Origin of the sequence: Streptomyces pseudovenezuelae, from assembly GCF_001513955.1 — a bacterium.
Lineage (GTDB): Bacteria > Actinomycetota > Actinomycetes > Streptomycetales > Streptomycetaceae > Streptomyces > Streptomyces pseudovenezuelae.
On record NZ_KQ948150.1, the window covers coordinates 429,529 to 455,652 of the forward strand.

23 protein-coding genes and 1 pseudogene are annotated in these 26,124 nt (G+C 69.4%); 15 read left to right on the forward strand and 9 right to left on the reverse strand.

The window, feature by feature from the left end; all coding sequences use genetic code 11:
• Positions 1 to 55: 55 nt before the first annotated feature.
• Genes AQI94_RS29970 through AQI94_RS29980 form a run of 3 tightly spaced genes read left to right on the forward strand, consistent with a single transcriptional unit; the run spans position 56 to position 5,901 of the window.
• Positions 56 to 2,464, forward strand: coding sequence for a ricin-type beta-trefoil lectin domain protein (locus AQI94_RS29970; protein WP_031036893.1), 2,409 nt, complete (start codon positions 56 to 58; stop codon positions 2,462 to 2,464).
• Between the two features lie 57 nt (positions 2,465 to 2,521).
• Complete coding sequence (locus AQI94_RS29975) at positions 2,522 to 4,504, forward strand: alpha-L-fucosidase (protein WP_031036891.1); 1,983 nt, start codon at positions 2,522 to 2,524, stop codon at positions 4,502 to 4,504.
• A gap of 53 nt (positions 4,505 to 4,557) precedes the next feature.
• Positions 4,558 to 5,901: a ricin-type beta-trefoil lectin domain protein gene (locus tag AQI94_RS29980; protein WP_031036888.1), complete on the forward strand. Its 1,344-nt coding sequence runs from the start codon at positions 4,558 to 4,560 to the stop codon at positions 5,899 to 5,901.
• A 113-nt stretch (positions 5,902 to 6,014) separates the two neighbouring features.
• Here the strand turns inward: AQI94_RS29980 and AQI94_RS29985 are convergent, their stop codons facing one another.
• The 4 genes from AQI94_RS29985 to AQI94_RS30000 form a co-directional block, all read right to left on the reverse strand.
• On the reverse strand, positions 6,015 to 6,557 hold the full coding sequence (locus tag AQI94_RS29985; protein ID WP_031036885.1) for an MOSC domain-containing protein: 543 nt from the start codon (positions 6,555 to 6,557) through the stop codon (positions 6,015 to 6,017).
• A gap of 42 nt (positions 6,558 to 6,599) precedes the next feature.
• A complete protein-coding gene (locus tag AQI94_RS29990) occupies positions 6,600 to 8,357 on the reverse strand; it encodes a cellulase family glycosylhydrolase (protein WP_031036883.1) in 1,758 nt (585 codons plus the stop codon).
• Between the two features lie 162 nt (positions 8,358 to 8,519).
• Positions 8,520 to 10,655 (reverse strand): alpha-galactosidase, encoded by a 2,136-nt coding sequence (locus tag AQI94_RS29995; RefSeq protein WP_031036879.1) that lies wholly within the window; start codon positions 10,653 to 10,655, stop codon positions 8,520 to 8,522.
• Between the two features lie 254 nt (positions 10,656 to 10,909).
• Positions 10,910 to 11,446: a cysteine hydrolase family protein gene (locus AQI94_RS30000; RefSeq protein WP_031036876.1), complete on the reverse strand. Its 537-nt coding sequence runs from the start codon at positions 11,444 to 11,446 to the stop codon at positions 10,910 to 10,912.
• A gap of 390 nt (positions 11,447 to 11,836) precedes the next feature.
• On the opposite strand from AQI94_RS30000, the gene AQI94_RS30005 reads away from it, so the two are divergent.
• The 4 genes from AQI94_RS30005 to AQI94_RS30020 all read left to right on the forward strand — a co-directional run bounded on the left by AQI94_RS30005 (position 11,837) and on the right by AQI94_RS30020 (position 17,652).
• Positions 11,837 to 14,104, forward strand: a complete 2,268-nt coding sequence (locus tag AQI94_RS30005) for a M4 family metallopeptidase (protein WP_031036874.1) — start codon at positions 11,837 to 11,839, stop codon at positions 14,102 to 14,104.
• 437 nt (positions 14,105 to 14,541) lie between these two features.
• Positions 14,542 to 15,960: a non-reducing end alpha-L-arabinofuranosidase family hydrolase gene (locus AQI94_RS30010; protein ID WP_031036870.1), complete on the forward strand. Its 1,419-nt coding sequence runs from the start codon at positions 14,542 to 14,544 to the stop codon at positions 15,958 to 15,960.
• A gap of 136 nt (positions 15,961 to 16,096) precedes the next feature.
• Positions 16,097 to 17,113, forward strand: coding sequence for a DUF4232 domain-containing protein (locus AQI94_RS30015; protein WP_031036866.1), 1,017 nt, complete (start codon positions 16,097 to 16,099; stop codon positions 17,111 to 17,113).
• A complete protein-coding gene (locus tag AQI94_RS30020) occupies positions 17,110 to 17,652 on the forward strand; it encodes a hypothetical protein (RefSeq protein ID WP_031036862.1) in 543 nt (180 codons plus the stop codon). Before AQI94_RS30015 ends, AQI94_RS30020 begins: the two co-directional genes overlap by 4 nt.
• Before the next feature lie 36 nt (positions 17,653 to 17,688).
• Here AQI94_RS30020 and AQI94_RS30025 read toward each other — a convergent pair whose 3' ends face one another.
• Complete coding sequence (locus tag AQI94_RS30025; protein ID WP_031036859.1) at positions 17,689 to 18,585, reverse strand: aminoglycoside phosphotransferase family protein; 897 nt, start codon at positions 18,583 to 18,585, stop codon at positions 17,689 to 17,691.
• 53 nt (positions 18,586 to 18,638) lie between these two features.
• Entirely contained in the window at positions 18,639 to 19,097 is a 459-nt protein-coding gene (locus AQI94_RS30030; protein WP_031036855.1) for a MarR family winged helix-turn-helix transcriptional regulator, read from the reverse strand.
• Between the two features lie 63 nt (positions 19,098 to 19,160).
• On the opposite strand from AQI94_RS30030, the gene AQI94_RS30035 reads away from it, so the two are divergent.
• From AQI94_RS30035 to AQI94_RS30065, 7 genes are all read left to right on the forward strand, one after another.
• A complete protein-coding gene (locus AQI94_RS30035; RefSeq protein ID WP_031036853.1) occupies positions 19,161 to 19,529 on the forward strand; it encodes a VOC family protein in 369 nt (122 codons plus the stop codon).
• A gap of 68 nt (positions 19,530 to 19,597) precedes the next feature.
• Positions 19,598 to 20,344 carry a phosphotransferase family protein gene (locus tag AQI94_RS30040; protein ID WP_031036850.1) on the forward strand — a complete coding sequence of 249 codons (747 nt, stop codon included), beginning with the start codon at positions 19,598 to 19,600 and terminating at the stop codon, positions 20,342 to 20,344.
• Positions 20,345 to 20,476: 132 nt separating this feature from the next.
• The gene (locus AQI94_RS30045; protein WP_031036847.1) at positions 20,477 to 20,974 is read left to right on the forward strand and encodes a winged helix-turn-helix transcriptional regulator; all 498 of its coding nucleotides are present in this window, start codon (positions 20,477 to 20,479) and stop codon (positions 20,972 to 20,974) included.
• A 109-nt stretch (positions 20,975 to 21,083) separates the two neighbouring features.
• On the forward strand, positions 21,084 to 21,608 hold the full coding sequence (locus AQI94_RS30050; RefSeq protein ID WP_031036844.1) for an SRPBCC family protein: 525 nt from the start codon (positions 21,084 to 21,086) through the stop codon (positions 21,606 to 21,608).
• The gene (locus AQI94_RS30055; RefSeq protein ID WP_031036841.1) at positions 21,608 to 22,687 is read left to right on the forward strand and encodes an LLM class flavin-dependent oxidoreductase; all 1,080 of its coding nucleotides are present in this window, start codon (positions 21,608 to 21,610) and stop codon (positions 22,685 to 22,687) included. The genes AQI94_RS30050 and AQI94_RS30055 overlap by 1 nt, the downstream gene beginning before the upstream one ends.
• Before the next feature lie 172 nt (positions 22,688 to 22,859).
• Positions 22,860 to 23,099: a hypothetical protein gene (locus AQI94_RS30060; RefSeq protein ID WP_031036838.1), complete on the forward strand. Its 240-nt coding sequence runs from the start codon at positions 22,860 to 22,862 to the stop codon at positions 23,097 to 23,099.
• A complete protein-coding gene (locus tag AQI94_RS30065; protein ID WP_031036835.1) occupies positions 23,099 to 23,476 on the forward strand; it encodes a hypothetical protein in 378 nt (125 codons plus the stop codon). Before AQI94_RS30060 ends, AQI94_RS30065 begins: the two co-directional genes overlap by 1 nt.
• 74 nt (positions 23,477 to 23,550) lie before the next feature.
• On the opposite strand, the gene AQI94_RS30070 is transcribed toward AQI94_RS30065, so the two are convergent.
• From AQI94_RS30070 to AQI94_RS30080, 3 genes are read right to left on the reverse strand one after another with little or no spacing between them, the layout of a single operon-like run.
• The gene (locus AQI94_RS30070; protein WP_031036832.1) at positions 23,551 to 23,994 is read right to left on the reverse strand and encodes an SRPBCC family protein; all 444 of its coding nucleotides are present in this window, start codon (positions 23,992 to 23,994) and stop codon (positions 23,551 to 23,553) included.
• Between the two features lie 14 nt (positions 23,995 to 24,008).
• Complete coding sequence (locus AQI94_RS30075; RefSeq protein ID WP_031036828.1) at positions 24,009 to 24,365, reverse strand: ArsR/SmtB family transcription factor; 357 nt, start codon at positions 24,363 to 24,365, stop codon at positions 24,009 to 24,011.
• Positions 24,362 to 24,829 (reverse strand): SRPBCC domain-containing protein, encoded by a 468-nt coding sequence (locus AQI94_RS30080; protein ID WP_031036825.1) that lies wholly within the window; start codon positions 24,827 to 24,829, stop codon positions 24,362 to 24,364. The genes AQI94_RS30075 and AQI94_RS30080 overlap by 4 nt, the downstream gene beginning before the upstream one ends.
• A gap of 253 nt (positions 24,830 to 25,082) precedes the next feature.
• On the opposite strand from AQI94_RS30080, the pseudogene AQI94_RS30085 reads away from it, so the two are divergent.
• A pseudogene (locus AQI94_RS30085) lies at positions 25,083 to 26,073 on the forward strand (Acg family FMN-binding oxidoreductase).
• The last annotated feature ends 51 nt before the right edge of the window (positions 26,074 to 26,124 follow it).

Below are 26,124 nucleotides of genomic sequence, written 5' to 3' on the forward strand. Positions count from 1 at the left end.
CCGTCCGCCGACCGCACCGGCCGTGGACACCTCACATCTGCGAAAGGAACCCACCGTGTCAGCACTCGTACGGCTGTTACGGCGCCTGCGTGTCCCCACGGCCGTGCTGGCGGGCCTCGTCCTGGCCGCCGGCGGCGTCGTGGGCACAGCCGCCGCCCCGGCCCGGGCAGCCACCTCCATCACCCTCAACGGCACCTCCGGCGGACGGACCTTCGACGGTGTCGGCGCGATCAGCGGGGGAGGCGGCAACAGCAGACTCCTGATCGACTATCCCGAACCCCAGCGCGGCCAGGTCCTCGACTACCTCTTCCGGCCCGGCTACGGCGCCTCCCTGCAGATGCTCAAGGCCGAGATCGGCGGGGACACCAACTCCACCTCGGGAGCCGAGCCCAGCCACCAGCACACCCGCTCCGACCTGAACTGCGACCGGGGCTACGAATGGTGGCTGATGGAGCAGGCCAAGGCCCGCAACCCGAACATCAAGCTGTACGGGCTCGCCTGGGGCGCCCCGGGCTGGATCGGCAACGGGAACTTCTGGTCCACCGACATGGTCAACTACCTGGTCTCATGGCTGGGTTGTGCCAAGCAGCACGGGCTGAGCATCGATTACCTCGGCGGGTGGAACGAGCGGGGCTACAACGTCTCCTGGTACCAGCAGCTGCGGAGCGCGCTCAACAGCAACGGCTACGGCAGCGTCAAGATCATCGCGGCCGACTCGGACTGGTCCGTGGCGAACGACGTCAACTCCAACCCGGCGTTCGCCTCCGCGGTGAGCGCCATCGGCACGCACTATCCCTGCGGCTACCGGTCCTCCCAGTCCACCTGCACGGTGCCGGCGGCCGCCCTGAACTCCGGCAAGCCGCTGTGGGCGAGCGAGAACGGCTCGGACGACTACAACGGGGGAGCGCAGGCCATGGCCCGCGGCATCAACCGCGGCTACATCGACGGGCGCATGACCGCGTACCTCAACTGGCCTGTGGTCGCCGCGCTCACACCCAACCTGCCGTACCCCACCATGGGCATGGCCCTGGCCGCGCAGCCGTGGTCCGGCTCCTACTCCATCGGCAAGAACACCTGGGTGATGGCGCACACCAGCCAGTTCACCAGCCCGGGATGGCACTACCTCGACGCCTCCAGCGGCTACGTCGGCGGCAACCGCGCGAACGGCAGCTACGTCTCGCTCAAGTCCACCAACAACTCCGACTACTCCACGGTCATCGAGACCATGGACGCCACCGGCGCGCAGACGCTGAACTTCAACGTCACCGGAGGGCTGTCCGCCGGAACCGTCCATGTCTGGTCCACCGACATCAGGTCCGCCGACCCGGCCGACCACTTCGTGCACGCCGCGGACATCACCCCGTCCGGCGGCGGCTTCAGCCTGACCGTGCAGCCCGGCCACCTGTACACCCTGACCACCACGACCGGACAGGGCAAGGGCACCGCCACCGGTCCCGCCCGGGGCGCGCTCAAGCTGCCGTACAGCGACTCCTTCGACAGCTATGCCACCGGCACCGAGGCGAAGTACCTCATGGACTGGCAGGGTGCCTTCGAGGCGGTGGGCTGCGGCGGCGGCCGCGACGGAAAGTGCGTGCGCCAGATGAGCCCGCAGAAGCCGATCACCTGGGACTCGCTGACGGATCCGCACGCGCTGCTCGGAGAGACGGGCTGGGGCAACTACACCGTCTCGTCGGACGTGCTGCTCGAACAGCCCGGCTACGTCGAACTGATCGGCCGTGCGGGCGCGCACGACTACGACCACGGCGGCGGGCAGAACGCCTACCGCCTGCGGGTGAGCGACACCGGGGGCTGGTCGATCCTCAACTCCAACACCAACGGCACCGTCGCCACCCTGGCCCGCGGCAACACCGCCGCGCTGGGCACCAACCGCTGGCACACCCTGGGCCTCACCTTCTCCGGCACCACGATCACCGCGGTCGTCGACGGCTCAACGGTCGGTTCCGCGAACGACGGCACCTGGGCGACCGGCCAGATCGGCTACGGCACCAGCCAGGGCGAGACAGCGCAGTTCGACAACCTGTCCGTCACCCTAGGCAGCGGCGGAAACGACGGCGGTGTCACCGGCGCGATCGTCGGGAGCGCCTCCGGCCGGTGCGTGGACGTGCCGAACCAGTCGCACACGGCCGGTACCCAGGTGGCGCTGTGGGACTGCAACGGCGGCAGCAACCAGCAGTGGACCAACACCTCGGCCGGTGAGCTGCGGGTCTACGGCAGCGCCTGCCTGGACGCGGCAGGCCAGGGCACCAGCCCCGGCACCAAGGTGACCATCTGGGACTGCAACGGCGGCGCCAACCAGAAGTGGACGCTCCACACCGACGGCACCCTCACCGGTGTCCAGTCCGGCCTCTGCCTGGACGCCACCGGCGCCGGAACGGCCAACGGCACCCCGCTCCAGCTGTCGACCTGCAACGGCGGCAGCAGCCAGAAGTGGACGCGCGACTGACCACGTGACCGGCGGGCGGACTTCCCGAGCCCGCCCGATCCTTCTGAAAGGCCCCACATGACTTCCTCCCCCCTGCCGCTGAGCCGGCGCCGGCTGCTGGCGGCGGCCGGTGCCGCGACAGCTGTCGGCCTGCTGCGGTTCGCGCCCGACGCCGCCGCCACCGAGGGCCCCCAGAGCTACAACCCGAGCTGGTCCTCCGTGGACCAGCACCCCCCGGCCCCCGCCTGGTTCCAGGACGCCAAGTTCGGCATCTACTACCACTGGGGCGCCTTCAGCGTCCCCGCCTTCGGCAACGAGTGGTATCCGCGCAACATGTACATCGGCGGCTCGGCCGAGAACAACCACCACAAGGCCACCTACGGCGACCCCTCGGCCTGGCCGTACCACAACTTCATCGACGGCGCCCGCGACAAGGCGGGCAACTTCGTGCAGTTCGCCCCCAAGCTGGTCTCCCAGGGCGGCAAGTGGGACCCGGACGCCTGGGCCCGCCTCTTCAAGGCGGCGGGCGCGAGATTCGCCGGCCCGGTCGCCGAACACCACGACGGCTTCTCCATGTGGAACAGCCGCTCCAACCCGTGGAACTCGGTCCAGCACGGCCCCAAGCTGGACCTGGCGGGACTGCACGCACAGGCCATCCGCGGGCAGGGGCTGAAGTTCATGGCCTCGCTGCACCACGCGTACCACTTCAACGGCTTCTACGACCATGTGCCGAACCAGTCGGACCCGGCGCTCCGCATCCTCTACGGCCAGCAGGGCTCGGCGCCGGAGAACAAGCTCTGGTACGACAAGCTGGTCGAGGTCATCGACGGCTACCAGCCGGACCTGGTCTGGCAGGACTTCGACCTGAACCTCGTGCAGGAGTCCTACCGGCTGCAGTTCCTCGCGCACTACTACAACCAGGCCGTCGCGTGGAACAAGGACGTGGTCGCGACCTACAAGGACGGCCTCAACAACAAGGGCGAGGTCTTCGACTTCGAGCGCGGAGGCCCGGCAGGACTGCTCACCCCCTACTGGCTCACCGACGACAGCATCTCCTCCTCCAGCTGGTGCTACACGGTGGGCATCGGCTACTACTCGACGCAGGCCCTGCTGCACTCGCTGATCGACCGGGTCAGCAAGGGCGGCAGCATGCTGCTGAACATCGCCCCGATGGCCGACGGCACCATCCCCTCCGGACAGCAGTCCATCCTGCTCGCCATGGGCGACTGGCTCGGCCGCTTCGGCGAGGCGGTCTACGCCACCCGCTCCTGGGCCAGTTACGGAGAGGGCCCCACCAAGATGGGCGGAGGCTCCTTCAGCGGCCCGGTGGCCGGCAAACCGCAGGACATCCGGTTCACCCGCAGCCGGGACAACAAGGTCCTGTACGCCACCGCGCTGGGCTGGCAGGGCGGCACCATGACCGTCACGACGCTGAACGCGAACCAGATCAACCTCAGCAGCCTGACCGGCGCCCAACTGCTCGGCAACACCGCCGGCACCTACATCGACCTGCCCGCGCCGACCCAGGACGCGTCCGGCCTGCACCTCACCATGCCCTCGTCCAACCCGCCCTTCAGCGCCCTGGCGTACACGGTCAGGCTCACCTTCTCCGGTGAGATCCCCGTCCTGGGCGCGCCGGGCGGCTCCACGGCCTGGGTGAAGATCGCCAACGTGACCAGCGGACTGGTGCTCGACGGCGGGGGCAGTGTCGCCGCCGGCTCCAACCTCAAGCAGTGGAGCTACGACGGGAGCACCAACCTGCAGTGGCAGCTGATCGACCTCGGCAACGGCTACCACCGCATCGTCAACCGCACCAACGGCATGGCCGCCGACAGTTACGGCAACACCGCCAACGGCGCTCCCGCCCGCCAGCAGGCCTGGAACGGCGGCAACAACCAGCAGTGGTCGCTGGTCGGCCTCGGCAACAACCGCTACCAGATCGTCAACCGGGGCACCGGAACCGCCCTCGACGGCAGCGGCAGCACCACGAGCGGTTCCACCACCGTGCTGTGGACGCCGAACTCCAGCACCAACAACGAATGGACCGTCACCGCCGTCTGAACACCAGCGCTCCCCGCGCCTCTCCCTCTCACCCCCCACGGAAGAAGGAACGCATGAAACGCACACCGCTCTTACTGTCGCTCGCGGCCGCGCTGCTTCTGGTTCTGACGGGCACGGGCAGCTCGTTCGCCAGCGGCCTCGGCGCGCTGGCTTCGGTCAGGGGTGCCGGCGGCGTCAACGCGACCGCCGGCTGCGGCAAGGTGCCCACACTGACGAGTGGGACGCACACGATCCAGAGCGGCGGCCAGAACCGCACGTACATCCTGCGGGTCCCCGCCGGCTACGACAACAACCACCCCTACCGGCTGGTCTTCGGCTTCCACTGGCGGGGCGGCACCGCCAACGACGTCGACTCGGGCGGAACGGACGGGTACAACTGGTCCTACTACGGCCTCAGGCGCCTGGCGGACAACGCGAACAACAGCACCATCTTCGTCGCCCCCCAGGGCAACGGCAACGGCTGGGCCAACCCCGGCGGCCAGGACGTGGCCTTCGTCGACGCCATGGTCAACCAGATCGAGTCAGGTCTGTGCGTCGACACCACCCAGCTGTTCTCCGCCGGATTCAGCTACGGCGGCGCGATGTCGTACGCCCTCGCCTGCTCCCGTGCGACGGTCTTCCGCGCGGTCGCCGTCTACTCCGGCGCGAACCTCAGCGGCTGCAACGGCGGCACCCAGCCCATCGCCTACATGGGGCTGCACGGCGGCAGGGACAACGTCCTGCCCATCGCATCGGGACGCCAACTGCGTGACACCTTCGTCCGCAACAACGGCTGCACCCCGCAGAACCCGCCCGAGCCGGCCTACGGAAGCCTGACGCACATCATCACCACCTACTCCGGATGCAGGTCCGGATACCCCGTCGTCTGGGCCGCGTTCGACGGAGCGGGCCACGACCCGGGACCCATCGACGGCTCCACCGGTGACGGCTGGCGCACCTGGACGTCGGCCGCGGTGTGGCAGTTCTTCACCCAGTTCGACTCGGGCACGCCGCCGACTCCGCAGCCCACCGACAACCAGGAGATCGTCGGCCAGCAGTCGGGACGCTGCCTCGACATCAACAACTCGACCACGGCCAACGGCACGCAGGCACAGCTGTGGGACTGCAACGGCGGCGCCAACCAGCGCTGGACCCACACCACCGGAAAGCAGCTGGTGGTCTACGGCAACAAGTGCCTGGGCGTCGGCCAGGGCGCGGGCAACGGCGCCCCGGCGGCGATCTGGGACTGCAACGGCCAGGCGGACCAGCAGTGGAACATCAACCCGGACGGCACGATCACGGCGGCGCAGTCGGGGCTCTGCCTGGACGCCAGCGGCCAGGGGACCGGCAACGGGACGAAGGTCCAGCTGTGGAGTTGCTCGGGCGGCGCCAACCAGCACTGGCGCCTGCAGAGCTGACCGACCTCGGTCAGCGGCGCCTCGTCGAAGTCTCTCGGATTCCTTCGGCGAGGCGCACGACTGCCGGACCGGCTGCCCCTCGGTGGAGGAGCAGCCGGCCGGTGGGGCGAGTGTCAGACCCGGTCCAGGGGCCGGTGCGGACCACTGGGACGCTCCACGTCGATCGTGTCCCCGGGGCGCACCACACCGCCTTCCCGCACGATGCTCATGATTCCGGCCTTGCGTACGATCTTCCCCGCGTCGTCGCGGCCGACCACCTGCTTCAGCAGTCCGTCCTGGAAGGTGTCGATCTGCAGGCAGGGATTGCGCAGACCGGTGATCTCCAGGACCGCGGAATCGCCGATACGCAGCAATGTGCCGACCGACAGACCGAGCAGATCGATACCGCGCGTGGTGATGTTCTCGCCGAGTTCGCCGGGCGCCACCTTGAACCCCGCCCCGACGACCTCGGCGAAGAGCTCTTCATGCATGAGGTGGACCTGGCGCAGATTCGGCTGGGTGGGGTCCTGCGCGACGCGCGAGCGGTGCTTGACCGTCACACCGGCGTGCACGTCCCCCTCCACACCAAGCCCGGCGAGCAGTCTGATGCTGTCCCGGTTCGGCTTGGTGAACGAGTACTCCCCGTTGCTGCTGACCGCTGTCACGTTCCCGCTCATGCCCCGTAACCCCCTCGTCGACCACGGCGATCAGTCACCAGCCTAGGCCACGGTGCCGGTCACCGAACCGGCGTTCTTGGTCACGCGGTAGGTCACGGTGGCGCCGCTCCAGAAGTGGAGGACGAGCGTGGCCTGCGTGTTGTCCCGCAGCGCGTTGAGGAAGTCGGAGGTGAGCAGGAGCCCGTTGCCGGAGTAGTCCGGACTGAAGGACACGTTGAACTCCTGGTAGGGACTCCAGTTGACGGGCCCGGCGTTGGAACCGTCGGCGTAGGTGGCCTCCATGGTCGCCAGTTGGTCACCCCGGTACTGGGTGGGGATGGTCAGGCCGCTCGTGGAGCCGCTCGCGTTCGAGAGCACCGGCCTGTCGTACGAGGTCACGTAGATCTTCCAGGGCACTCCGCCGGAGTACCGGGCCTCGATGGTCGCGTTGGTCCCGTAGGCCCGGTCGCCCGCGAGCCGGGTGAGGGCGGCGGCGGTGAGGGTGAGCCGGGTGCCGGAGACGGTGTAGTCCCGGCCCTGGGCGAGCTGTTTGCCGCCCTGCCAAACCCCTTGGAACGTCAGGCCGTTGGGGTTGAGGGTGAGAGACCTGGCGGTGATGGTGCTCGACTTGGCCAGGAAGACCCGGTCCGAGGACGCGGTGCCGGAACGGGTGGTCCAGCTGGACCTGATCGCGGCGAACAGTGCCGGGTCGGTCCACTGCCGGGTCGTACGGTTCAGAAACGCGAAGGTCCCGGGGTCCCACAGGGCGGTGGTGACGCGGGCGGCACGGGCCTCGTAGCCGAACTGCTCGAAGTACTTCAGCGCCTCGCCCCGCTCGATCCGGGAGGGGTGGTTGGAGTCCGGGTACGCCAGCAGACCGTACTCACCGAGGTAGACGGGGATGCCCTTGGAGGTGAAGGTGGCGCGCAGCCTGGCGAAGTTGTCGGTCATGTCCTGCTGCGAAGTGGCGTCGAACTGTGTGCCCCCGGCGACGTTCACACTGAACGGGTAGTAGCCGTAGTAGTGCACGGTCACCACGAGGTTGCTGTCGTTCAGCGACTTCATGTTCGCGGCGAGGGCGTCCAGGAAGACCTGACCGGAGTTCGTGTGCAGCGTGGGCAGGACGAGCAGCCGGGTCGCGTTGTTGCCGCCGGACTGGCGTACGACGCTGTGGAACGCGGTGTTGAGCTCGTCGTTGTACTGGATGCCCTGGGCGTCGGTGGTGTTGTTGAACTGCGGCTCGTTGTTGCTCTCCAGGAGCAGGGACTGCGGGGAGTCCTTGAACTCGGCGGCGATCTGGGTCCAGGTGGCCTTGAACCGGGCCAGCACGTTGTCATGGTCGGTGGGCATGGTGGCGACCCACTGCCACGAGTCGTGGTGGACGTTCAGCACGACGTACAGGCCGTCGGCCAGCGCCCAGTCGACGACCTGCTTGACGCGGTTCATCCAGGTCGCGTCGATCGTGTAGGGCGCCGCGGACGACTGGTGGTCGGTCCAGGTCACGGGGATGCGGACGCTGCGGAAACCCTGGCTCCTGATGGTGTCGAACAGGGCCTTGGTGGCCGCCGGGTTGCCCCAGGACGTCTCGTCGGGGATGGCGTCCAGGGTGTTGCCCAGGTTCCAGCTGGGCTGCATCGCCGCCACCGTGTCCGTCGGGCTCGCGGCGAGCGCGCGCTGCGTCGGGAGCGAGCTCTGTCGGGCGGGCGCGGCGAGGGCCGCGGTGCTGGTCACCCCGAGCATGGTGACCAGCGCCAGCAGGAGGCCCAGCACACGGCCGGGACCGTGGCTGCGGCGGCCGGTGGGGTGGTGCGCTCGCTTCATCTCTGACCCTTCTCTGTCGGCCGGGCGGTGATTCCGCCCGTGGGGGGAGGTGCGTGCAGGTGGTCGAGGGAGGGGCGCCCGGGGGCGAGATGATGCACAACAAGTCGATGACCCGGTCGGTGAGGCGGCCTGGTCGGCTGACATCCCCTCAAAACCTCCCTCTCATACGGTTGTTGCCGTGTGATCGATGCGGAGCAGCACCGCGGAAGGGGCCGTGGGCAGCGTCAGCGTGAGGTCTGCGGTGTCGGGGTTCCAGGTGACGTCGGCCCGGCTCACGGCGGGGTGGAGCACTTCGACGCGGTGCGCGCGACCGCGGAGTCGGGGCAGGGGGAGTGCGGCGGTGGGCTGGGTGCCGGGCCGGCGCCAGACGGTGAGGTAGGTGGTGTCGGGGGTGTGCAGGGCCAGCACGATCCAGGGGTCGTCCCAGGCCGGAAGACCGAGGGGCCAGGACGGGACGGCGTGTACGAGATCGGCGCGGATGCTCTTGTACGTGGCGACCGCTTCGTGGACCAGGGCCCGGGCCTCGGGGTGCAGGTCCGGCAGCGGACCGGAGAGATGGATCCGGCCCAGGAGGGCGTTGGCCAGGGTGAAGGCGACCTCGTCGAGCGAGTCCGCCGGCTGGGGGTAGGCCCAGACCGCCCCTTGTTCGGGGGTGACGGCGGTGGGCGCGGACGCCGCGATGGGTGCGTACAGCTGGAGGTTCTGCTGGTCGCTGGTGGACTGGAGCTGGAGCCGGGACAGCAGGGCGTGATCCCAGCGCATGCCGCCGGAGGAGCAGTTCTCCATGACCAGATGCGGGTAGCGGTCGAGGACGCCGTCGAGCCAGTCGAGGTGGGCGCGGTTGTGCCCGAGCAGGCCCGCGCCGGGGGTCTCGCCCGGGTGGGCGCTGGTGCCGGAGCCGGGGTCGATGTTGTGGTCGAGCTTGAGGTAGCCGACGCCCCACTCGCCGACCAGGCGGTCCACGACCCGGTCCAGGTGGGCCCGGGCGGCGGGGTGGCGCAGGTCCAGATGGTGGCGGCCGGTCTCCGTGACGCGGACGCCGTCGCGGCGGAAGAACGCCTCGTCGGGCAGGGACTTGGCCATGGGGCTGCGGACGCCGATCACCTCCGGCTCCAGCCACAGGCCGGGCACCATGCCGCGCGCGCGGATGCGGTCGAGAACCTCGTGGATTCCGCGCTCCCCGGGGAAGCGCGAGGCCGCCGGCTCCCAGGCGCCCACACTGTCCCACCAGCCGCCGTTCTCGCCGTCGTACCAGCCGGCATCGATGACGAAGTACTCCGCGCCCGCGTCGGCCGCCGCGTCGACCAGCGGCAGGAGTTTGTCCGTGGTGGGGTCGCCCATCAGGCAGTTCATGTAGTCGTTGAAGATGACGGGAAGTCGCTCGTGGTCGGTGTGCGGACGGCGGGCGGCACGGCGGTAGCGGTTGAGCGCGGCGAACGCCTCGTCGGGGCCGCCGTCCTCGCTGAAGGCGAGGGCCACGGGCACGGTGGTGAACCGTGCGCCTGCCTCCAAGGCATGCCGCCAGCCGTGGTGGGTGTCGGTCGGGCCGGACAGGGCCAGGTACGCGAGTCTGTCCCGTTCACCGCACTCCCAGTGCCAGCCGCCGCCGTTGTGCTCGATCTGCCACACCCAGGTGCGGCCGAGACGACGGTCCGTCAGGCCGCCCATGGGCAGCTGCCCGCAGCTGGACCACACGCCCCGGCCGGTCCGGGCGAACATGCCCTTGCCGTTGTCGTGGACGACGCGATCGGCGAGGACGGGTGAGGTCACCCGCATCGGCCGGCGCTGCCAGCGGCACTCGGCGATCCAGTCGTTCTCGGCCCACAACAGGTCGGCGTCGTCGACGGCCTGCGGACCGTCGGCGAGACAGCCCACGACGAGTGAGGAGACCGACTCCAGGTGCAGGGTCGTCTCCCCCTCGTTGCGCAGGTCCACCTCGGCACGCAGCACGGGCACCCCGTCCGGCGAGCGGTAGGTGACCTCGGCGACGAGACCGGTCTCGGGGTCGTGGAGTTCGACGCGGAGCTCGTGCCAGTCACCGTCCCGGCTGACGCGATGGGCACGGTGACGCAGCCGTCCGCCGAGGGACGTGTCGATCAGGCGCCCGCCCGACCAGACGCGGCCGTGGCCCGCCGCCGTCACCTCCACCAGGGGCAGCGGGGGCCAGTTCCGGCGCTCCGGCCGCACGCCGCCGGGCAGGCCGATCCGCGTGAGGCGGGGAGTGCCGTCCTCGTCGACGCCGATTTCGACCTCAAGAGCCTGATGGCCCCACCGGAGGGTCTGCGGTGCGCTGGTCATGGCTGCCTTTCCAGGGGGCGGGAGCGGTCAGGCGACGCTGAGCACGGCGCGGCGGCCCTCCCCTGAGAGTGTCGAAGCGCTTCGCCTGGCCGGGAACGTTAACGGCACAGTTCGCGCGCAACAAGGGGTGGAACCGCTAAGAAACTTCCTTTACCGGGGTCATTGCCCGGCCTCCCCGCTGCGGCGATCGCATCGAAGCGCTTCGATGCCGAGGGGAGCGTCGCGCTACTGGCAGGCCAGGATCGGTACGCGGCTCAGTCCCACAGCTCACCGCTGTCGCACACCCGCGCCCCCATGTTGCGCTCCATCATGCGCAGTGCCGCGTCCGCGAGATCGGAGTGGATGTGGGCGACCGCGTCGCGCGGGACGACGACCTCGAAGTGGCGGATGTGGGCGTCGAGGGCGGAGTAGAGCACGCACTGCTCGGTCACCTGGCCGCAGAGGACCAACCGCTCGATGCCCTGCTGGCGCAGCAGGTAGGACAGCGGGGTCTCGAAGAACACCGAGTGGCGTGCTTTGAGCACGAACAGCGAGGAGCCGTCCGGTTTCACCGGTTCCACCAGGTCGGCGTGTGGCCCGGCGAGGGCCTGCTGGAGCAGCTCGCCGTGGTGAGAGCGCCACTCACCGAAGTTGTCGTTGACGTAGATCACCGTGACGTCCCTCGACCGTGCTGTCCTGAGCAGGTCGGAGAGGACCGGAACCACCTTGTGGGCCGAGGGGAGCAGCTGTTCGGCGTCCTGGTGGTCGTACGTGTTGATCATGTCGATGACGATCAGTGCGGTCTTGCTCATGACGCCCGGGTTCCCCGTGCAAGGAGTGTCAACAGGGACCACGGCATCGACGTGGAGCCGGCGTCGCCGGAGTCCGCGGTGTGGCGCGGGGGACTGCTGCTCACTCGACGGCCGAAAACCGGCGCCGCATGGGGCGATTTGCCCGGCGCTCATGGTCAATTCAAGCCGATGTCTTGATGCTTGCATGACAAAAGAGTGCACGCAGTGCCACCCTTCTCCGGGAAATCACAGTTCCTTCACAGGTTCAGCGCGCGAGACCAGTCGTGTTTCCGTCACCCCCCACCTCCTTCCACCCGCATGCCGTGCAGCGCTCCGGACCGGCGCACCCCGCCGATCCGTCTCGTCCACGGTCCCCACCACGGGCCGGCCCTCGTACCGAAGGAGAACCCGTTGTCCCTGAACCACCGCGCGCTCGTGCGACGCAGACGCGCAAGTGCCCTTGCCCTCACCGCCATCGGCTCCCTGCTCGTCGTGGCCGCCCCCTCCCTGGCCGGCGCGGCCCCGGCGGACCCGCGGCCCGCGAAGATCACCGCCACCCCCCGGGCCGGCGCGGCCCAGACCTCCCTGACCCCCGCCCGCCGCACCGCCCTGGTCAAGAGCGCCCAGGCCGCGGCGGCCGGTACGGCGCGACGCATCGGCCTGGGCGCCCAGGAGAAGCTCGTCGTCAGGGACGTCATCACCGACGCGGACGGCACCAAGCACACCCGCTACGAGCGCACCCTCGCCGGCCTGCCCGTCCTGGGCGGTGACCTCGTCGTCCACGACCGCAGCGGCCGTACGACGGTCACCAAGGCGCACGCGGCCCCGCTCTCGGTACCCACTCTCAGCCCGAAGATCACGGCTGCCGGCGCCGCCGACAAGGCTCTCGCGGCCTCGAAGAAGGACCACGTCAAGGGCGCCGAGGTGGAGAACGCCTCCCGGCGGGTGATCTGGGCCGGTACCGGCAAGCCCGTCCTGGCGTGGGAGACCCTCGTCGAGGGCGTCCAGAGGGACGGCACGCCCAGCGAGCTCCAGGTCGTCACCGATGCCGCGACCGGCAAGGAACTCCTGACCGCCGAGAAGGTGCACACCGGCGAGGGCACCGGGCAGTACGTCGGCACGGTCCCGCTCGGTACCACCCTGTCCGGATCGACGTACCAGCTCACCGACCCCGACCGCGCCGGGCACAAGACGTACGACCTGAACCAGGGCACGTCCGGGACCGGCACGCTGTTCACGGACGACAACGATGTCTGGGGCAACGGCCTGCCGTCCAACCGCCAGACCGCCGGCGTCGACGTGGCATTCGGTGCCGCGGCCACCTGGGACTTCTACAAGGAGGCCTACGGCCGCAACGGCATCCGCAACGACGGCGTCGCCGCGTACAGCCGCGCCCACTACGGCAGCAACTACGTCAACGCCTTCTGGCAGGACTCCTGCTTCTGCATGACGTACGGCGACGGCTCGGGCAACACCCACCCGCTCACGGCGCTCGACGTGGCCGCCCACGAGATGAGCCACGGCGTCACCGCCGCCACCGCGGGCCTGCTCTACTCGGGTGAGTCCGGCGGTCTGAACGAGGCGACCTCCGACATCTTCGCCGCCGCCGTCGAGTTCCACGAGAACCTCGCGGCCGATCCCGGCGACTACCTCGTCGGCGAGAAGATCGACATCAACGGCGACGGCACGCCGCTGCGTTACATGGACAAGCCCTCCAAGGACGGTGACTCCAGGGACAGTTGGAGCTCCACCCTGGGCGGCATCGATGTCCACTACTCGTCCGGCCCCGCGAACCACTTCTTCTACCTGCTCTCCGAGGGCAGCGGCGCCAAGACCGTCAACGGCGTCTCCTACGACAGCCCGACGTACGACGGCCGACCCGTCACCGGCATCGGCATCGAGAACGCCGCCGCGATCTGGTACCGCGCGCTGACCACGTACATGACCTCGACGACCAACTACGCCGGCGCCCGCACCGCCACCCTGTCCGCCGCGGCCGACCTGTTCGGCGCCTACAGCCCGACCTACCTCGCCGTCGCCGACGCCTGGGCCGCGATCAACGTCGGCAACCGCATCGCCCTCGGCGTCAACCTCGCCCCGACCGCCGACCAGACCAGCGGCCTCAACCAGGCGGTCAGCCTCCAGCTGGACGCCTACACCACCAACAGTGACGCCACGCTGACCTACGCGGCCACCGGCCTGCCCGACGGCCTGACCATCAGCCCCGGCGGCCTGATCAGCGGCACTCCGACCACCCTCGGCACCGGCGACGTCACCGTCACGGTGACCGACAGCACCGGGGCGAGCGCCTCGGACACCTTCAGCTGGCAGATCGCCTACGTCTACGCCAACGCCACCCGCGTGGACATCCCCGACAACGGGGCCGCCGTGGAGTCCCCGGTGACCATCACCGGCCGCGACGGCAACGCCTCCGCGACCACCACGGTCTACGTCAACATCGTCCACACCTACCGCGGTGACCTCACCGTCGACCTCGTCGGCCCGAACGGCACCGTCTACTCCCTGCTCAACCGCAGCGGCGGGTCCGCCGACAACGTCGACCAGACGTTCACTGTCGACGCCTCCGCGCAACCGCTCAACGGCACCTGGAAGCTGCGTGTGCAGGACCGGGCGTCCATCGACGTTGGGTACATCGCGCGCTGGCAGCTGGCTCCCTGACCTGACGACACGGCGCCGCCCTGGTCCTTCGGGATCCGGGCGGCGCTGTGCTGTACGGGACGTGATCGGAGCATCCTCCCGCCCCGGCCGGCCGCTCGCCCAGCCGTCCCGCCGCAGCGAATGTTTCGGGGCTGATGGCGAATCATGCGAGAACTATTGACGCCGTTCTGCGCTTCCCTATCATCCAGACTGATCGATAGTTCGACGCCTGTTCGGTATGGCGAACAGAGCTCGCTCCACTCGCACAGCAGAACCTCACTGATCGCGTCTGCCGTAACGCTTGAGCCGCAAGGGGTACGTCGCCTGATGCATATGGCATGCCCCTGACATTTCTGCTGTGCGGGCCGCTACGAACCGCACCACCTCGACAGTCCGGCCAGCCTGCTTGCTCCGACCCGGGCAGCCGGAACCGCTCACTCAAGGACAACGAGGTCCCCATGCGCAGACGTAGTTTCGACCGCGGACGTATGTCCGTGGTGCTCGCCGCCGCGATCGCGGCACTGGTCGCGCTGGCGGCGATGCTCGTCGCCAACCCGGCTCAGGCGGCCACCAGCGGTGCCTTGCGCGGTGTCGCCGCCGGCCGGTGTCTCGATGTGCCGAACTCCAGCCAGACCGACGGCACGTACCTGCAGATCTGGGACTGCTCGGGCGGGACCAACCAGCAGTGGACGGCGACGGACAGCAACCAGCTGACCGTGTTCGGCAACAAGTGCCTCGATGTTCCGGGCCACGCCACCACGGCCGGTACCCGCGTACAGATCTGGACCTGCAGCGGGGGCGCGAACCAGCAATGGCGCGTGAACTCCGACGGCACGATCGTCGGTGTGGAGTCCGGACTGTGCCTGGACGTCACGGGCTCCGGAACGGCCAACGGCACGGCAGTGGAGATCTGGACCTGCAACGGCGGCAACAACCAGAAGTGGACCGGCCTGACCGGGACCCCGGGCGGTGGCAACTGCACGTTGCCGTCCTCGTACCGGTGGTCGTCGACGGGAGCGTTGGCGCAGCCGGCGAACGGGTGGGTCTCGCTGAAGGACTTCACCAATGTGACGTACAACGGCAAGCACCTGGTCTACGCGTCGAACGTGTCGGGATCGTCGTACGGCTCCATGGCGTTCGCTCCCTTCACCAACTGGTCCGACATGGCGTCGGCCCGTCAGACCGGCATGAGCCAGGCCACCGTGGCGCCCACGCTGTTCTACTTCGCGCCCAAGAACATCTGGGTGCTGGCGTACCAGTGGGGTGCGTGGCCCTTCATCTACCGCACCTCGAGCGACCCCACCAACCCCAATGGCTGGTCCGCACCGCAGCCCCTGTTCACCGGCAGCATCTCCGGCGCCGCCCCGATCGACCAGACCCTGATCGCGGACGACCAGAACATGTACCTGTTCTTCGCCGGTGACAACGGCAAGATCTACCGGGCGAGCATGCCGATCGGGAACTTCCCGAGCAGCTTCGGCTCGTCGTACACGACGGTCATGAGCGACACGGTGAAGAACCTGTTCGAAGCGCCGGAGGTCTACAAGGTCCAGGGCCAGAACCAGTACCTGATGATCGTCGAGGCCCGGGGTGCGAACGAGCAGCGATTCTTCCGCTCGTTCACCGCCTCCAGCCTGAACGGTTCGTGGACCCCGCAGGCCGCCACCGAGTCCAACCCCTTCGCGGGCAAGGCCAACAGCGGTGCCACCTGGACCAACGACATCAGCCACGGTGACCTGGTCCGCAACAACCCCGACCAGACCAAGACCATCGACCCCTGCAACCTGCAGCTCCTCTACCAGGGCAAGTCCCCGAGCGCGAGCGGTCCCTACGACCAACTGCCCTGGCGGCCGGGCGTCCTGACCCTGCAACGCTGACCGACCGACACCCACCGCGTCGGGGAACCCCAGCCGTACGTCGGCTGGGGTTCCCCCGTGATCTGTGACACCGCTGTGACCGGAGGTGTGGGTTCCACCACAGCCCACGACGGCGTGTCCCTGGTGGGGTGGGCGGATGCCGACCGCCGCCCGCACTGCTCCCGCCGTCCTCGCCGCCGCCCTGCTGCTCGCCGCCTGCGGCTCCGAGAGCACCTCGTCGGGCGGGGACGGCGAAGGCGGTCCGGTACGGGCCGAGGCACCGTGTCCGTCGGACGTCGCCCGGTACGGCAGCCCGCCGTCCCTGGAGCCGTCCGCTCGGCCCTCCGGTACGCGGACCACGCTGCCCCTGTCCGCCGCGAAGGATGCGGCCGAGGACGGTGTCAAGATCACCGCGCTGTACGCCTGGGGTCCGAACAGCGGCTGCGAGGGAGTCGAGAACAGCGCGGACTTCGAGATCACCAACCAGCAGAAGGAAGCCGCCACTTACACGCTGACGTTCGGTTTCCTCACGGCCTCCGGAGGCGCGGTCGACAACGTGGAGCACACGGTCGAGGCGGTCGGGCCCGGACGGACCGTCAAGGGCACCGTCGTCGCGGGGGAGAGGGTCGGGAACGCCCCCGAGGTGACAGGCGTGGAGGTGATCAAGGTGCGGAGCGTTCCCGAAACCGAGGCGTCGTCCGCCTCGGGACCGTGCCCGGACTCGGGCATGCGCCTGTACGCCGACGAGGGGGACGCGGCGATGGGCCTGCGCGCCGTCGGCCTGCACCTGGTCAACTGCGGCACCCGGCCCCTTCGGCTCCACGGCTACCCGAAGCTCACGATCCAGGACGAGGACCACCGCCCGGTGGACGGCGTACGGATCCTCCGGGGGACCGATCAGATCAGTACCGGCCTGGGAGGGGACGGCAGCCCCCGACCCGTCGTCCTGCGCCCGGGCGAGGCCGCGGTGGCCGGGCTGGCCTGGCGCAACACGACCCAGGCCGGCGAACCGGTGAACGCGCCGTACGTGCGGGTCTGGGCCGAGCCCGCGGCGGATCCCGTCACGGTCGTGCCGGAACTCGACCTCGGGACGACCGGAAAGCTCGGTGTCGGTCCGTGGCGCAGGGACGAGACATACAGGGACCCCGCCGGCACCGCCGCCGAGCGCCCGTGATCGTCTTCCTCGCCGTGATCGGGTGCGCGTCGGCCGTGTACCTGCTCGCGCACCCGCGCACCCCGTCCGGAATCAAGGTCGTTCTCGTCACCGCGCCACCGGTGGGCGTGGTCGCCTGGCTCCTGGTCGAGGTGTACGAGCGGCTGTTCACCGCCGGGGTCGTCCTCGCGGTGTTCGCGGTGGTCCTGATCGCGATGATCGGGCTTCTCGCCCACCCCCGCCTGCCGACCTGGTCGAAAATGATCGTGTTCGGCACGGTGCCGGCGGCGGCGCTGGCCTGGCTGCTGATCGTCACGGCGGACGACACGCTCAAGGACCCCGGCGAGGACCCGTGCTCCATGTACTACGGAGGGGTCGGCGCCTCGAAGGCGTTCCCCCCGCAGGCGTACTGCCGCTACGAGGACGGCAGCACCCACGACCTTGCGACCGGCACCCAGTTCGTGTTCTGGGTCTGCTTCGCCGTGAGCCTGGCGCTGCTGTCGGTCGGTCTGTGGCAGGCCGTACGGCACCCGAGGGCGCTCGTACGGCAACTCCGTTGATCCGCTGGGCGATCCGTCAGCGGGGCCTCGGCGCCGTCACTCCGTCGACTCCAGGATGCGGGCGAGCGTCCGGCGGCCCATGCCGCTCATCGTCGGATTGCTCTCGACGTAGTACCAGACCAGCCCCATCGCCTGCTGGAAGGCCCATGCCTTGCCGCGCTCCCACTCCAGGTCGTCACAGCCCAGCGTCCGCCGGAGCACCTGCCGCGGGCCCGGCTGCAACAGGTGCCAGGCACTGACCAGATCCAGTGCGGGGTCGGCCGGGCCGAAGCCGCCGGTGTCGAGTACGCCGCTGAGCCGGCCTCCCGTGACCAGCACATTGCCGGGAATCAAGTCGCCATGGCTCATCACGTCGACACTCGTGCGAGGCAACTCCCTGAAACGCCCCCACACTCGACGCAGCCGGGGCACGTCGAGCAGCCCCTCGCTCTCGTCGAAGCACTTCGCCATCCAGACGTCGTGATCGGTGAGCACGCCGCCACGGCCCTCGCCGCTGAAGATCCGCCCCCGTGTGTCGGCGTCCCGCAGGGCTGCGATGAAGACCGCGAGGTCCGCGGCAAAGGCGTGCGATGCGCTTGGGTCGGCCTCGGAGGCGATCGTTCCCGGCAGCCAGGTCTGGAGCGACCACGGCATGGGGTAACTCGCTCCAGGCTTTCCCAAGGCGACGGGCCGGGGGACCGGGAACCGGGAAACCCGCGCCAACTCCGCGCTCGCCTGCGCCTCCCGTTCCAGAACCGCCCACGCCTCGGCGGCATCGGCCGGCCGCAGTGGGAAACGGGCGGAGAGGGTGTCGCCGATGCGGAAGACGGCGTTGACCGTCCCGGTCGACGACAGGGGGCGGATCGGCTCGCCGCCCCACTGCGGGAACTGTTCCTGGATCAGGGTCGCCACCATGTCGGTGGTCACGTCCACCTGGTCATCGTGCATGGTCATTCTCGCCGGCCCTTCCACCGCTTCATCTCCCCTGTCAGCCCCGGCTGCACCGCCTACGCGTCCCCGTTGTCACCATGCAGCGAACGAATCATCCCCTGCAGGACCCGGAACGCGTCCGCCTGCTCGGTCTCGGTCAGGCCCGCAAGCATTCTGGCCTCGACGGACCGGACGGCCGCGCTCGCCTTCTCGAGGCTTCGTCGGCCGCGAGGCGTGAGCCGCGCGGGAAGGGCCTTCCCGACGGGGGCCGCCGCGGGCCTGGTCACGTAGCCGTCTCGTTCCAGGGCCTGGAGCAGCACGTTCATCGTCTGCCGCGTCACGAACGCGCCCCGCGCGAGCTCGGAGTTCGACAAGCCCGGTCGTTGCGCGAGCAGTTCGAGGCAGCTGTAGTGCGTCACGCTCATGCCGAGCGGCCGCAGCACTTCCTCCATGGCCGCGCGGAGGGCGCTCGACGCCTCTTTGAGCAGGTAGCCCAGTGACGTCTCCAGGTCGACGCCGACACCTTCTTGACTCATGTCAGCATTCTGACATAGCTTCATGTGTGTCAGAAAACTGACATGCAGAAGAGGAGTGTCACCATGCCCGCCACCGGCCCCGACTTCATCTCGCTCCAAGTGCGCGACCTCGACGCCTCGCAGGCCTTCTACGAGCAGTACCTGGGCGTCGTCCGCTCGCCGGCGGGACCTCCGCACGCCGTCGTCTTCGACACGAAGCCGATCGCGTTCGCCCTGCGTGACGTCCTGCCCGGCACCGACCTCGCCTCCGTCGTCCAGCCCGGCATCGGTGTCGCGATCTGGCTCCACGCCACCGACGTCCAGGCCGTCCACGACGCGCTCGTCGCCGACGGTCACACCATCGTCTCCGCCCCGATCGACGGCCCCTTCGGCCGGACCTTCACCTTCGCCGACCCCGACGGCTACCAGGTCACACTCCACGACCGCGCTTGATCGCACCACGTCGTCGCACGTCAGAAATGCGGCGACGCAGGCGATCCGCCCCGGGATACTGGGCGCTCATGGATGAGGTCGAAGTCGTCGTCGCCCATTCCGAGCGCGCGACCCTGCGCGTCGGCGAGGTGTTCGTGAAGGTGGACGCCGACCAGGCGCGCCTCGACGTCGAGGTCGAGGCGATGGCCCTCGCGCCGGTCCCCACCCCGCAGATCCTGTGGCGCAAACCGAATGTGCTCGCCATCGCCGCTCTCCCCGGCGCGACGCTCGGCTGCCTCGGCGGACCGTCGACCGGGTCGCCGAGGGCATGGTCCGCCGCGGGCGCCGCCATCCGGACCTTGCACGACGCGCCGCTGCCGCCCCGGCCGGGCCAGGCCGGCCGCAGCATCACCGCACTGGCGGCGGAACTCGACGACGAGTGCGAGCGGCTCGTGACCGACGGCGTCCTGCCCGCGGACCTGGTCACCCGCAACCGCCAGGTCGCCGAAGCCGCGTTCCGGCCGTGGACTCCCGCCTTCACCCACGGCGACCTGCAGATCGCGCACGTCTTCGTCGAGGGTGACGAGGTCACGGGCATCATCGACTGGTCCGAGGCGGGCCAGGGTGACGCCCTGTACGACCTCGCCACCTTCACGCTCGGACACGAGGAACACCTGGCCGACGTCATCGTCGGCTACGGCACCGACATCGACCTCGACGTGATCCACGCCTGGTGGTCCTTGCGAAGCCTGCTGATCGTTCGCTGGCTGGTCGAGCACGGCTTCGACCCGTTCGCGCCGGGCTGCGAGGTCGACGTGCTGAGATCCCACATGTGAGACAGCGCGACCGCCGGGCGGGAGGCGACAACCCCTCGGGTCGGTGCGGACGGCGTTATGCCGCCTTCACCGTCCTGCGAAGCGCCTTCCGCCTGCTGGGTTTCTTTGTGAGACCAACCGTATGCTGCCGTCATGAGGCGTACATCCTTCGCACACTGGCCCTGCTCGATCGCCCGCACCATGGACCTGCTCGGCGACTGGTGGACGCCGCTGGTGCTGCGGGAGGCCTTCTACGGGATCAAGCGGTTCGACGCGTTCCAGGAGTCGCTCGGCATCGCACGCAACACGCTGACCGACCGCTTGCGGCGGCTCGTCGACGAGGGGCTGCTGGAGAAGCGGCCCTATCAGACCGAGCCGGTGCGCCACGACTACGTCCTCACCAAGAAGGGACGCGACTTCTACGGCGTGCTGCTGGCGATGAACCGGTGGGGGGACCGGTGGCTGGCCGGTGAGGCGGGCCCGCCCGTGACGAGCTACCACGACGTCTGCGGCCAGGAGAGTCACGCCGAGGTGGTGTGCGCCGCCTGCGGCGAGCCGATGACCGCCGAGAACACCCACCCGAGAATGGGGCCCGGCTATCCGCCGCGCCTCGCCGAGCGACCGGACGTGAAGGAGCGGTTCGCCGGCTGAGTGTGCGGCCGGCCGAAGCGCCGTACCCGCTTGACAAGTGAGTCTCTCTACACAACTTTAGAGGTCAGGGCTGATTCTGGGGCTGCCTTACTGATCTGGGAGGCCGGGCGTGGAGTGGACGGGCGCGTGCTATGCGGACAAGCCGACGGTGGAGGTGCCGATCTGGATCGCGGCCCCGCCCGAGCAGGTGTGGGAGCTGGTGTCCGACATCGAGCTGATGCCTCGCCTGAGTTCCGAGCTGCAGTCGGTGGAGTGGCTGGACGGAAGCAAGGGGCCCGTGCCGGGTGCCCGCTTCGTGGGCCGGAGCAGGCATGAGGCCTTCGGCGAGTGGGCCACCACGTCCCACATCGTCGAGTACGAGCCCCTGCGAACGTTCGCGTGGGCGGTGGAGGATCCGCAGTTCCCGTCGGCGATCTGGCGGTTCTCGCTGGAGCCGCAGGACGGTGGCACGCTGCTGCGGCAGTGGATGCAGATGGGGCCGGGCCGCTCGGGCCTGTCCGTCGCCATCGACCGTATGCCGGAGAAGGAGCAGAAGATCGTCTTCGTGCGCATGCGTGAGTTCGAGAGCAACATCGGCACCACGCTTGAGGCGATCAAGAAGCTGGCGGAAGACCCCGGAAAGGCGCGTGTGTGATGCGTACGTCGACCACGATCGAGGCATCCGCCAACTGGCCGGAGACGGTCGACTTCGTCGTTGAGGCGGAGAAGCTCGGCATGGACATCTGCTGGGTCGCGGAGGCGTGGGGAGCGGAGGCGCCGTCACCGCTGGGCTACCTCGCCGCCAAGACCGAGCGCATGCTGCTCGGTTCGGCGATCATCCAGCTCGCCACCCGTACGCCGATGGCCATCGCCCGGTCCGCGATCACCCTGTCGAATCTCTCCGAGGGTCGCTTCCTGCTGGGGCTGGGACCGTCCGGGCCGCAGGTGATCGAAGGTCTGCACGGGGTGCCGTTCGCCCGGCCGCTGTCCCGGATGCGCGAGACGGTCGAGATCGTGCGGCAGGCCGCCTCGGGTGAGAAAGTCTCCTACTCCGGGCGGGAGTTCCAGATCCCGCTGTCGGGCGGCGAAGGCAAGCCGATGCGTCTGGCGATGCGCGCGGAGCAGGACATCCCGATCTACCTGGCGACGCTCTCGCCGAAGATGCTGCACCTGACCGGGGAGATCGCGGACGGCTGGCTCGGTACCAGTTTCGTTCCCGAGGGTGCCAAGGAGGCGTACTTCGACCACCTGGACGCGGGGCTGGCCACCGCGGGGCGCACCCGTGCCGGCTTCGACATCTGCCAGGGCGCGGAGGTGGCGTTCGCCGCGGACGAGGACGCGCTGCGGGCGATGGTGGCCGGCCGCAAGAAGGAGCTGGCGTTCAGCCTCGGCGGCATGGGTTCCGAGAAGACGAACTTCTACAACAACGCCTACAGCCGCCAGGGCTGGGCCGATGTCGCGGCCGAGGTCCGAGAGCGCTGGCAGGCCGGGGACCGGGACGGCGCGGCCGACCTGGTCACCGACGACATGGTGCTGGCCACCACGCTGATCGGCACCGAGGACATGGTGCGGGCGCGACTGCGCGTCTGGCGTGACGCCGGCGTCGACATCGTCCGCTTCTATCCCGCCGGCGAGACCCTGGACGCACGGCTCACGACCCTCGGGCGGGCCATCGACCTGGTCCGCGACATCGAGGACGAGGCGGCGCGCCCTCAGTCCGTCGACCGGCACTGAATCGAGCGCAAGTTCTGTGCAATGCCCAGAAGAGGGGTACGGTGCGAGTGTGGCCCTGCGGAATCCCCCGTCCGCAGGGCCACATCTTTGTGCCGCACGGTGCCGAGCGGCAGGCGTAGGTGTCCTCGGCGGCGCTTCACACGCCCGGTACCTACTAGGTACCCTCTCCTGTATGCCATCCCTGAACGTGCCGTTCACCGAGGAAGAACTCGCAGGCGTCCGCGCGGCCGCGGCGGCCGAGGGCAAGAGCCTCAAGCAGTACCTGCACGACCTCGGTGTCCGCGAGATGCACCGCAAGCAGTTCATCACGGGCGCTAGCGCCTGGGCCGACCGGCTGCGCGACGAGTTCGACGACGCCTTCCCCGGCGAGGTCCCCCCGGCTGAGCGCCGGGGCGGGACTGCCGCCGCCTGATGCACCTGCACATCGACGTCTCCTGGCTCCTCGACGTCCAGGAGGCCGCGCTCGGCTCCGAGGACATGTCCGTCGAGGACTACTCCGCCCTGGTCGCCGCCGTCGCCCGGCACAGGACGAAACTGCCGACCCTGCAGGCGGCCGACCCGGACGCCGCCTGGCGCGCGGCCGCGCTGATGCACACCATCGTGCGCCTCGAACCGCTCCCGTTCCGCAACAGCCTCTACGCCGCGTTCGTCGCGGCCCAGTACATGGACCAGTCCGGCGAGGGAATCGACCCGCCCTACGGTGCCCTGTCCGACCTCGTACGGAAGATCCGCGACAGCCGGCTCCGGGTCCCCGAGGTCGCCGACCAGATCCGCTCCTGGAAGATCTGAAACGGACGCGGCAGACCGCGGACCAGCCGGCCCGGCACCCGTCGGCCGTCAACTCCTCGCCCGTGGAGATCAGGTCAGTGCCAGTCGCTGATCTTCATGTCGCGTGGGTCCGGGGCACCTTCCCCGGTTTCGAGGAGTTGCTTGAGACTCAGCAGGAAGGTCGCCCACTTGGTGCTGCAGTGGTGCATGAACTCAACCGGCTCACGCCAGCCTTCGTGCCTGAACAGGACGATCGTGTAATCGCCGTCCTGACGCAGGTCCCACTGGACGCTGGTGCCGATCCATTCCTGCGGTCCGTCCACGACGTCCCAGCGGACGAGCCGGCCCGGATCGAGGGCGGTGACCTTCATGTCGAACCCACCCGGCCCGAACCGGAACTCGATCACGCCGCCGAGATCGGTCTTTCCGGACGTCTTCTCGGTCCACCAGCCGGACAAGCCGTCCAGGGTGGTCAACGCCTCGTACACCTGCTGCGGTGAGGACTGCTCGACACCGATGCGGTGAAGGATGTCTGCCATCTGCCCGTTCCTCTCTACTGCTTCTTCTCTGACTCGCCGTCCTGGTCCTTGCCTCGCTGGATCGTCTCGGCGATGCGCTTGATGCGCTGGAGACGGGAGTCCCAGGCGGCGCCGACGTCGGCGAGTTGGGCGACGGCGCGGGCCAGCTGGGCCTGATCCACGCGGAACTGCTTCTCGCGGCCGGCGGTGGTGGCATGCACCAGGCCGACTCGGTCGAGGACGAGGAGGTGTTTGGCCACCGCCTGACGGGTCACCGGCAGTTGCTCGCTCAGGCTGGTCGCCGTACCGCTGCCTTCGCTCAGCAGCAGGTCCAGCATCCGGCGCCGGGTCGGATCGCCGACCGCCGACCAGAGCTCGTCGTCCACCCTCACGCTGCGCCACCAGCTCCGACCTTCGCGGCGTACACCGGCAGCCGCGGCAGGTAGAAGTCCCAGCCGGTGACGTGCTCGGCGTACCTGGCGGCCACCTTCGCCTCGTCCCAGCCGCGCTCGCGGAAGCCGCTCTCGGTCATCCGCAGGAGGGTCCCTGTCCCGGCGGGCGAGAGCTCGAAGACGACCAGGTTCGAGTTGCCGGGGGCGGCTGACTCTCCCTCCTCGTGGGTCCAACGGAAGGAGAAGAGCCGCGGCGGCACGGCGTCGACGACCGCGAACTGCACCCAGGTGCCGCCCTGCGAGCAGTCCCCGAAGCCGATCCGTCCCGTGCCTCCGGGCACGGGCGGGAACTCCGCTTCGTCAGGCCACCACTGGCGCAGGTGCTCGGGGTTGCTCACCACCTCGAACACGACCTCGGGTGAGGCGTCGATGTGGATCTCCCGCTCGACTGTTCCGAATTCCATACCTGCCACCTTCTGCAACGTTTGGTTGCACATCAATCTAGCCGACCGGCAGCGGGATGCGCAACCATAAGTTGCGCGAGGATGTGATCCGGACCGGGCCGGAGCCCTGCGCGGCCCGTTCCGCCCGGGTGGTCGCACTCGGGACTTCGCAGGACCGCGAGCTTTCGCCGGGAGGACACTGGAAGCAGCCGGCCGTGCGCAGACCGACCGTCGGGGTGGTGTGCGGTGCCGGGCCGTGCACGACGAGGCCCGCATGGTGTTGCGACAACTCGACGAGAAGGCGGTTGCGAAGCTGGTGGCCGAGGCCACTGCCGCCCCCTCCATGCACAACGCACAGCCGTGGCGATTCCGCTTCTTGTCCGGCGAGGGCCTCCTGCTGCTGGGCGCCGATCCCGAGCGGGCCATGCCTCGCTCCGACCCCGGCAACCGGGCGTTGCACATCGGCTGCGGGGCGGCAGTTCAACCTGCGCGTCGCCGCCGCACAAGCGGACCTCGTCGCGGAGACCACGCTGCTGCCCGAGCCGCAGGACCCGCTGCTGCTGGCCGCCGTTCAGCTCGCCGATCCGGTCGGGAACGGACGGGACGACGACCTTGCACGGCTGCATCCCGCGATCCGACAGCGGCACACCGGCCGCCACCCCTTCGCCGAGCAGGACATCCCCGAAGAGACACAGGCCACCTTGCGGGACGCGGCGGCTCGGGAGGAAGCCGATTTGCTCTTCCCCGGTCCCTGGCACGCCGAGACGCTGCTCGACCTCATTCGTGACGCGGAGTGCCGTGACGTCATGGACCCCGCCACAACAGAGGATCTGGTCCGCTGGACCCGGCTCGGCCCGGAGGCGGACATCGCCGTCGACGGCGTGCCCGAGTACGCCTTCGGACCGCGCAAACGGGACGGCAGGGCCCCCGTGCGGGACTTCGCCGGGCGCCGTGCCGTGGCCGACCGCGGCAATCTCACCTTCGAGCAGATCCCCCACCTGGCCCTCCTGAGCACACTCGGCGACGGACCCGCCGACTGGCTGCGCGCCGGGCAGGCACTGGAACGTGTCCTGCTGGAGGCCACCCTGGCCGACCTGGCCACGTCCCTGACCTCCCACGCTCTGGAGAACCGTGACCTGCGCCTGCTGGCCCGCGAACCGGGAGCGGGAGCGGGCCAGGTCCAGATGGTGCTGCGCATCGGCTACGGCCCGAGGGGGCCGTCCACACCTCGCCGTCCCGTCCAGGACGTCCTCGACTTCATGTGAACGGCGGGAGGTGCCGTCCTTGCGGTCCCCGGCGGGGTACCGACGGTGCTC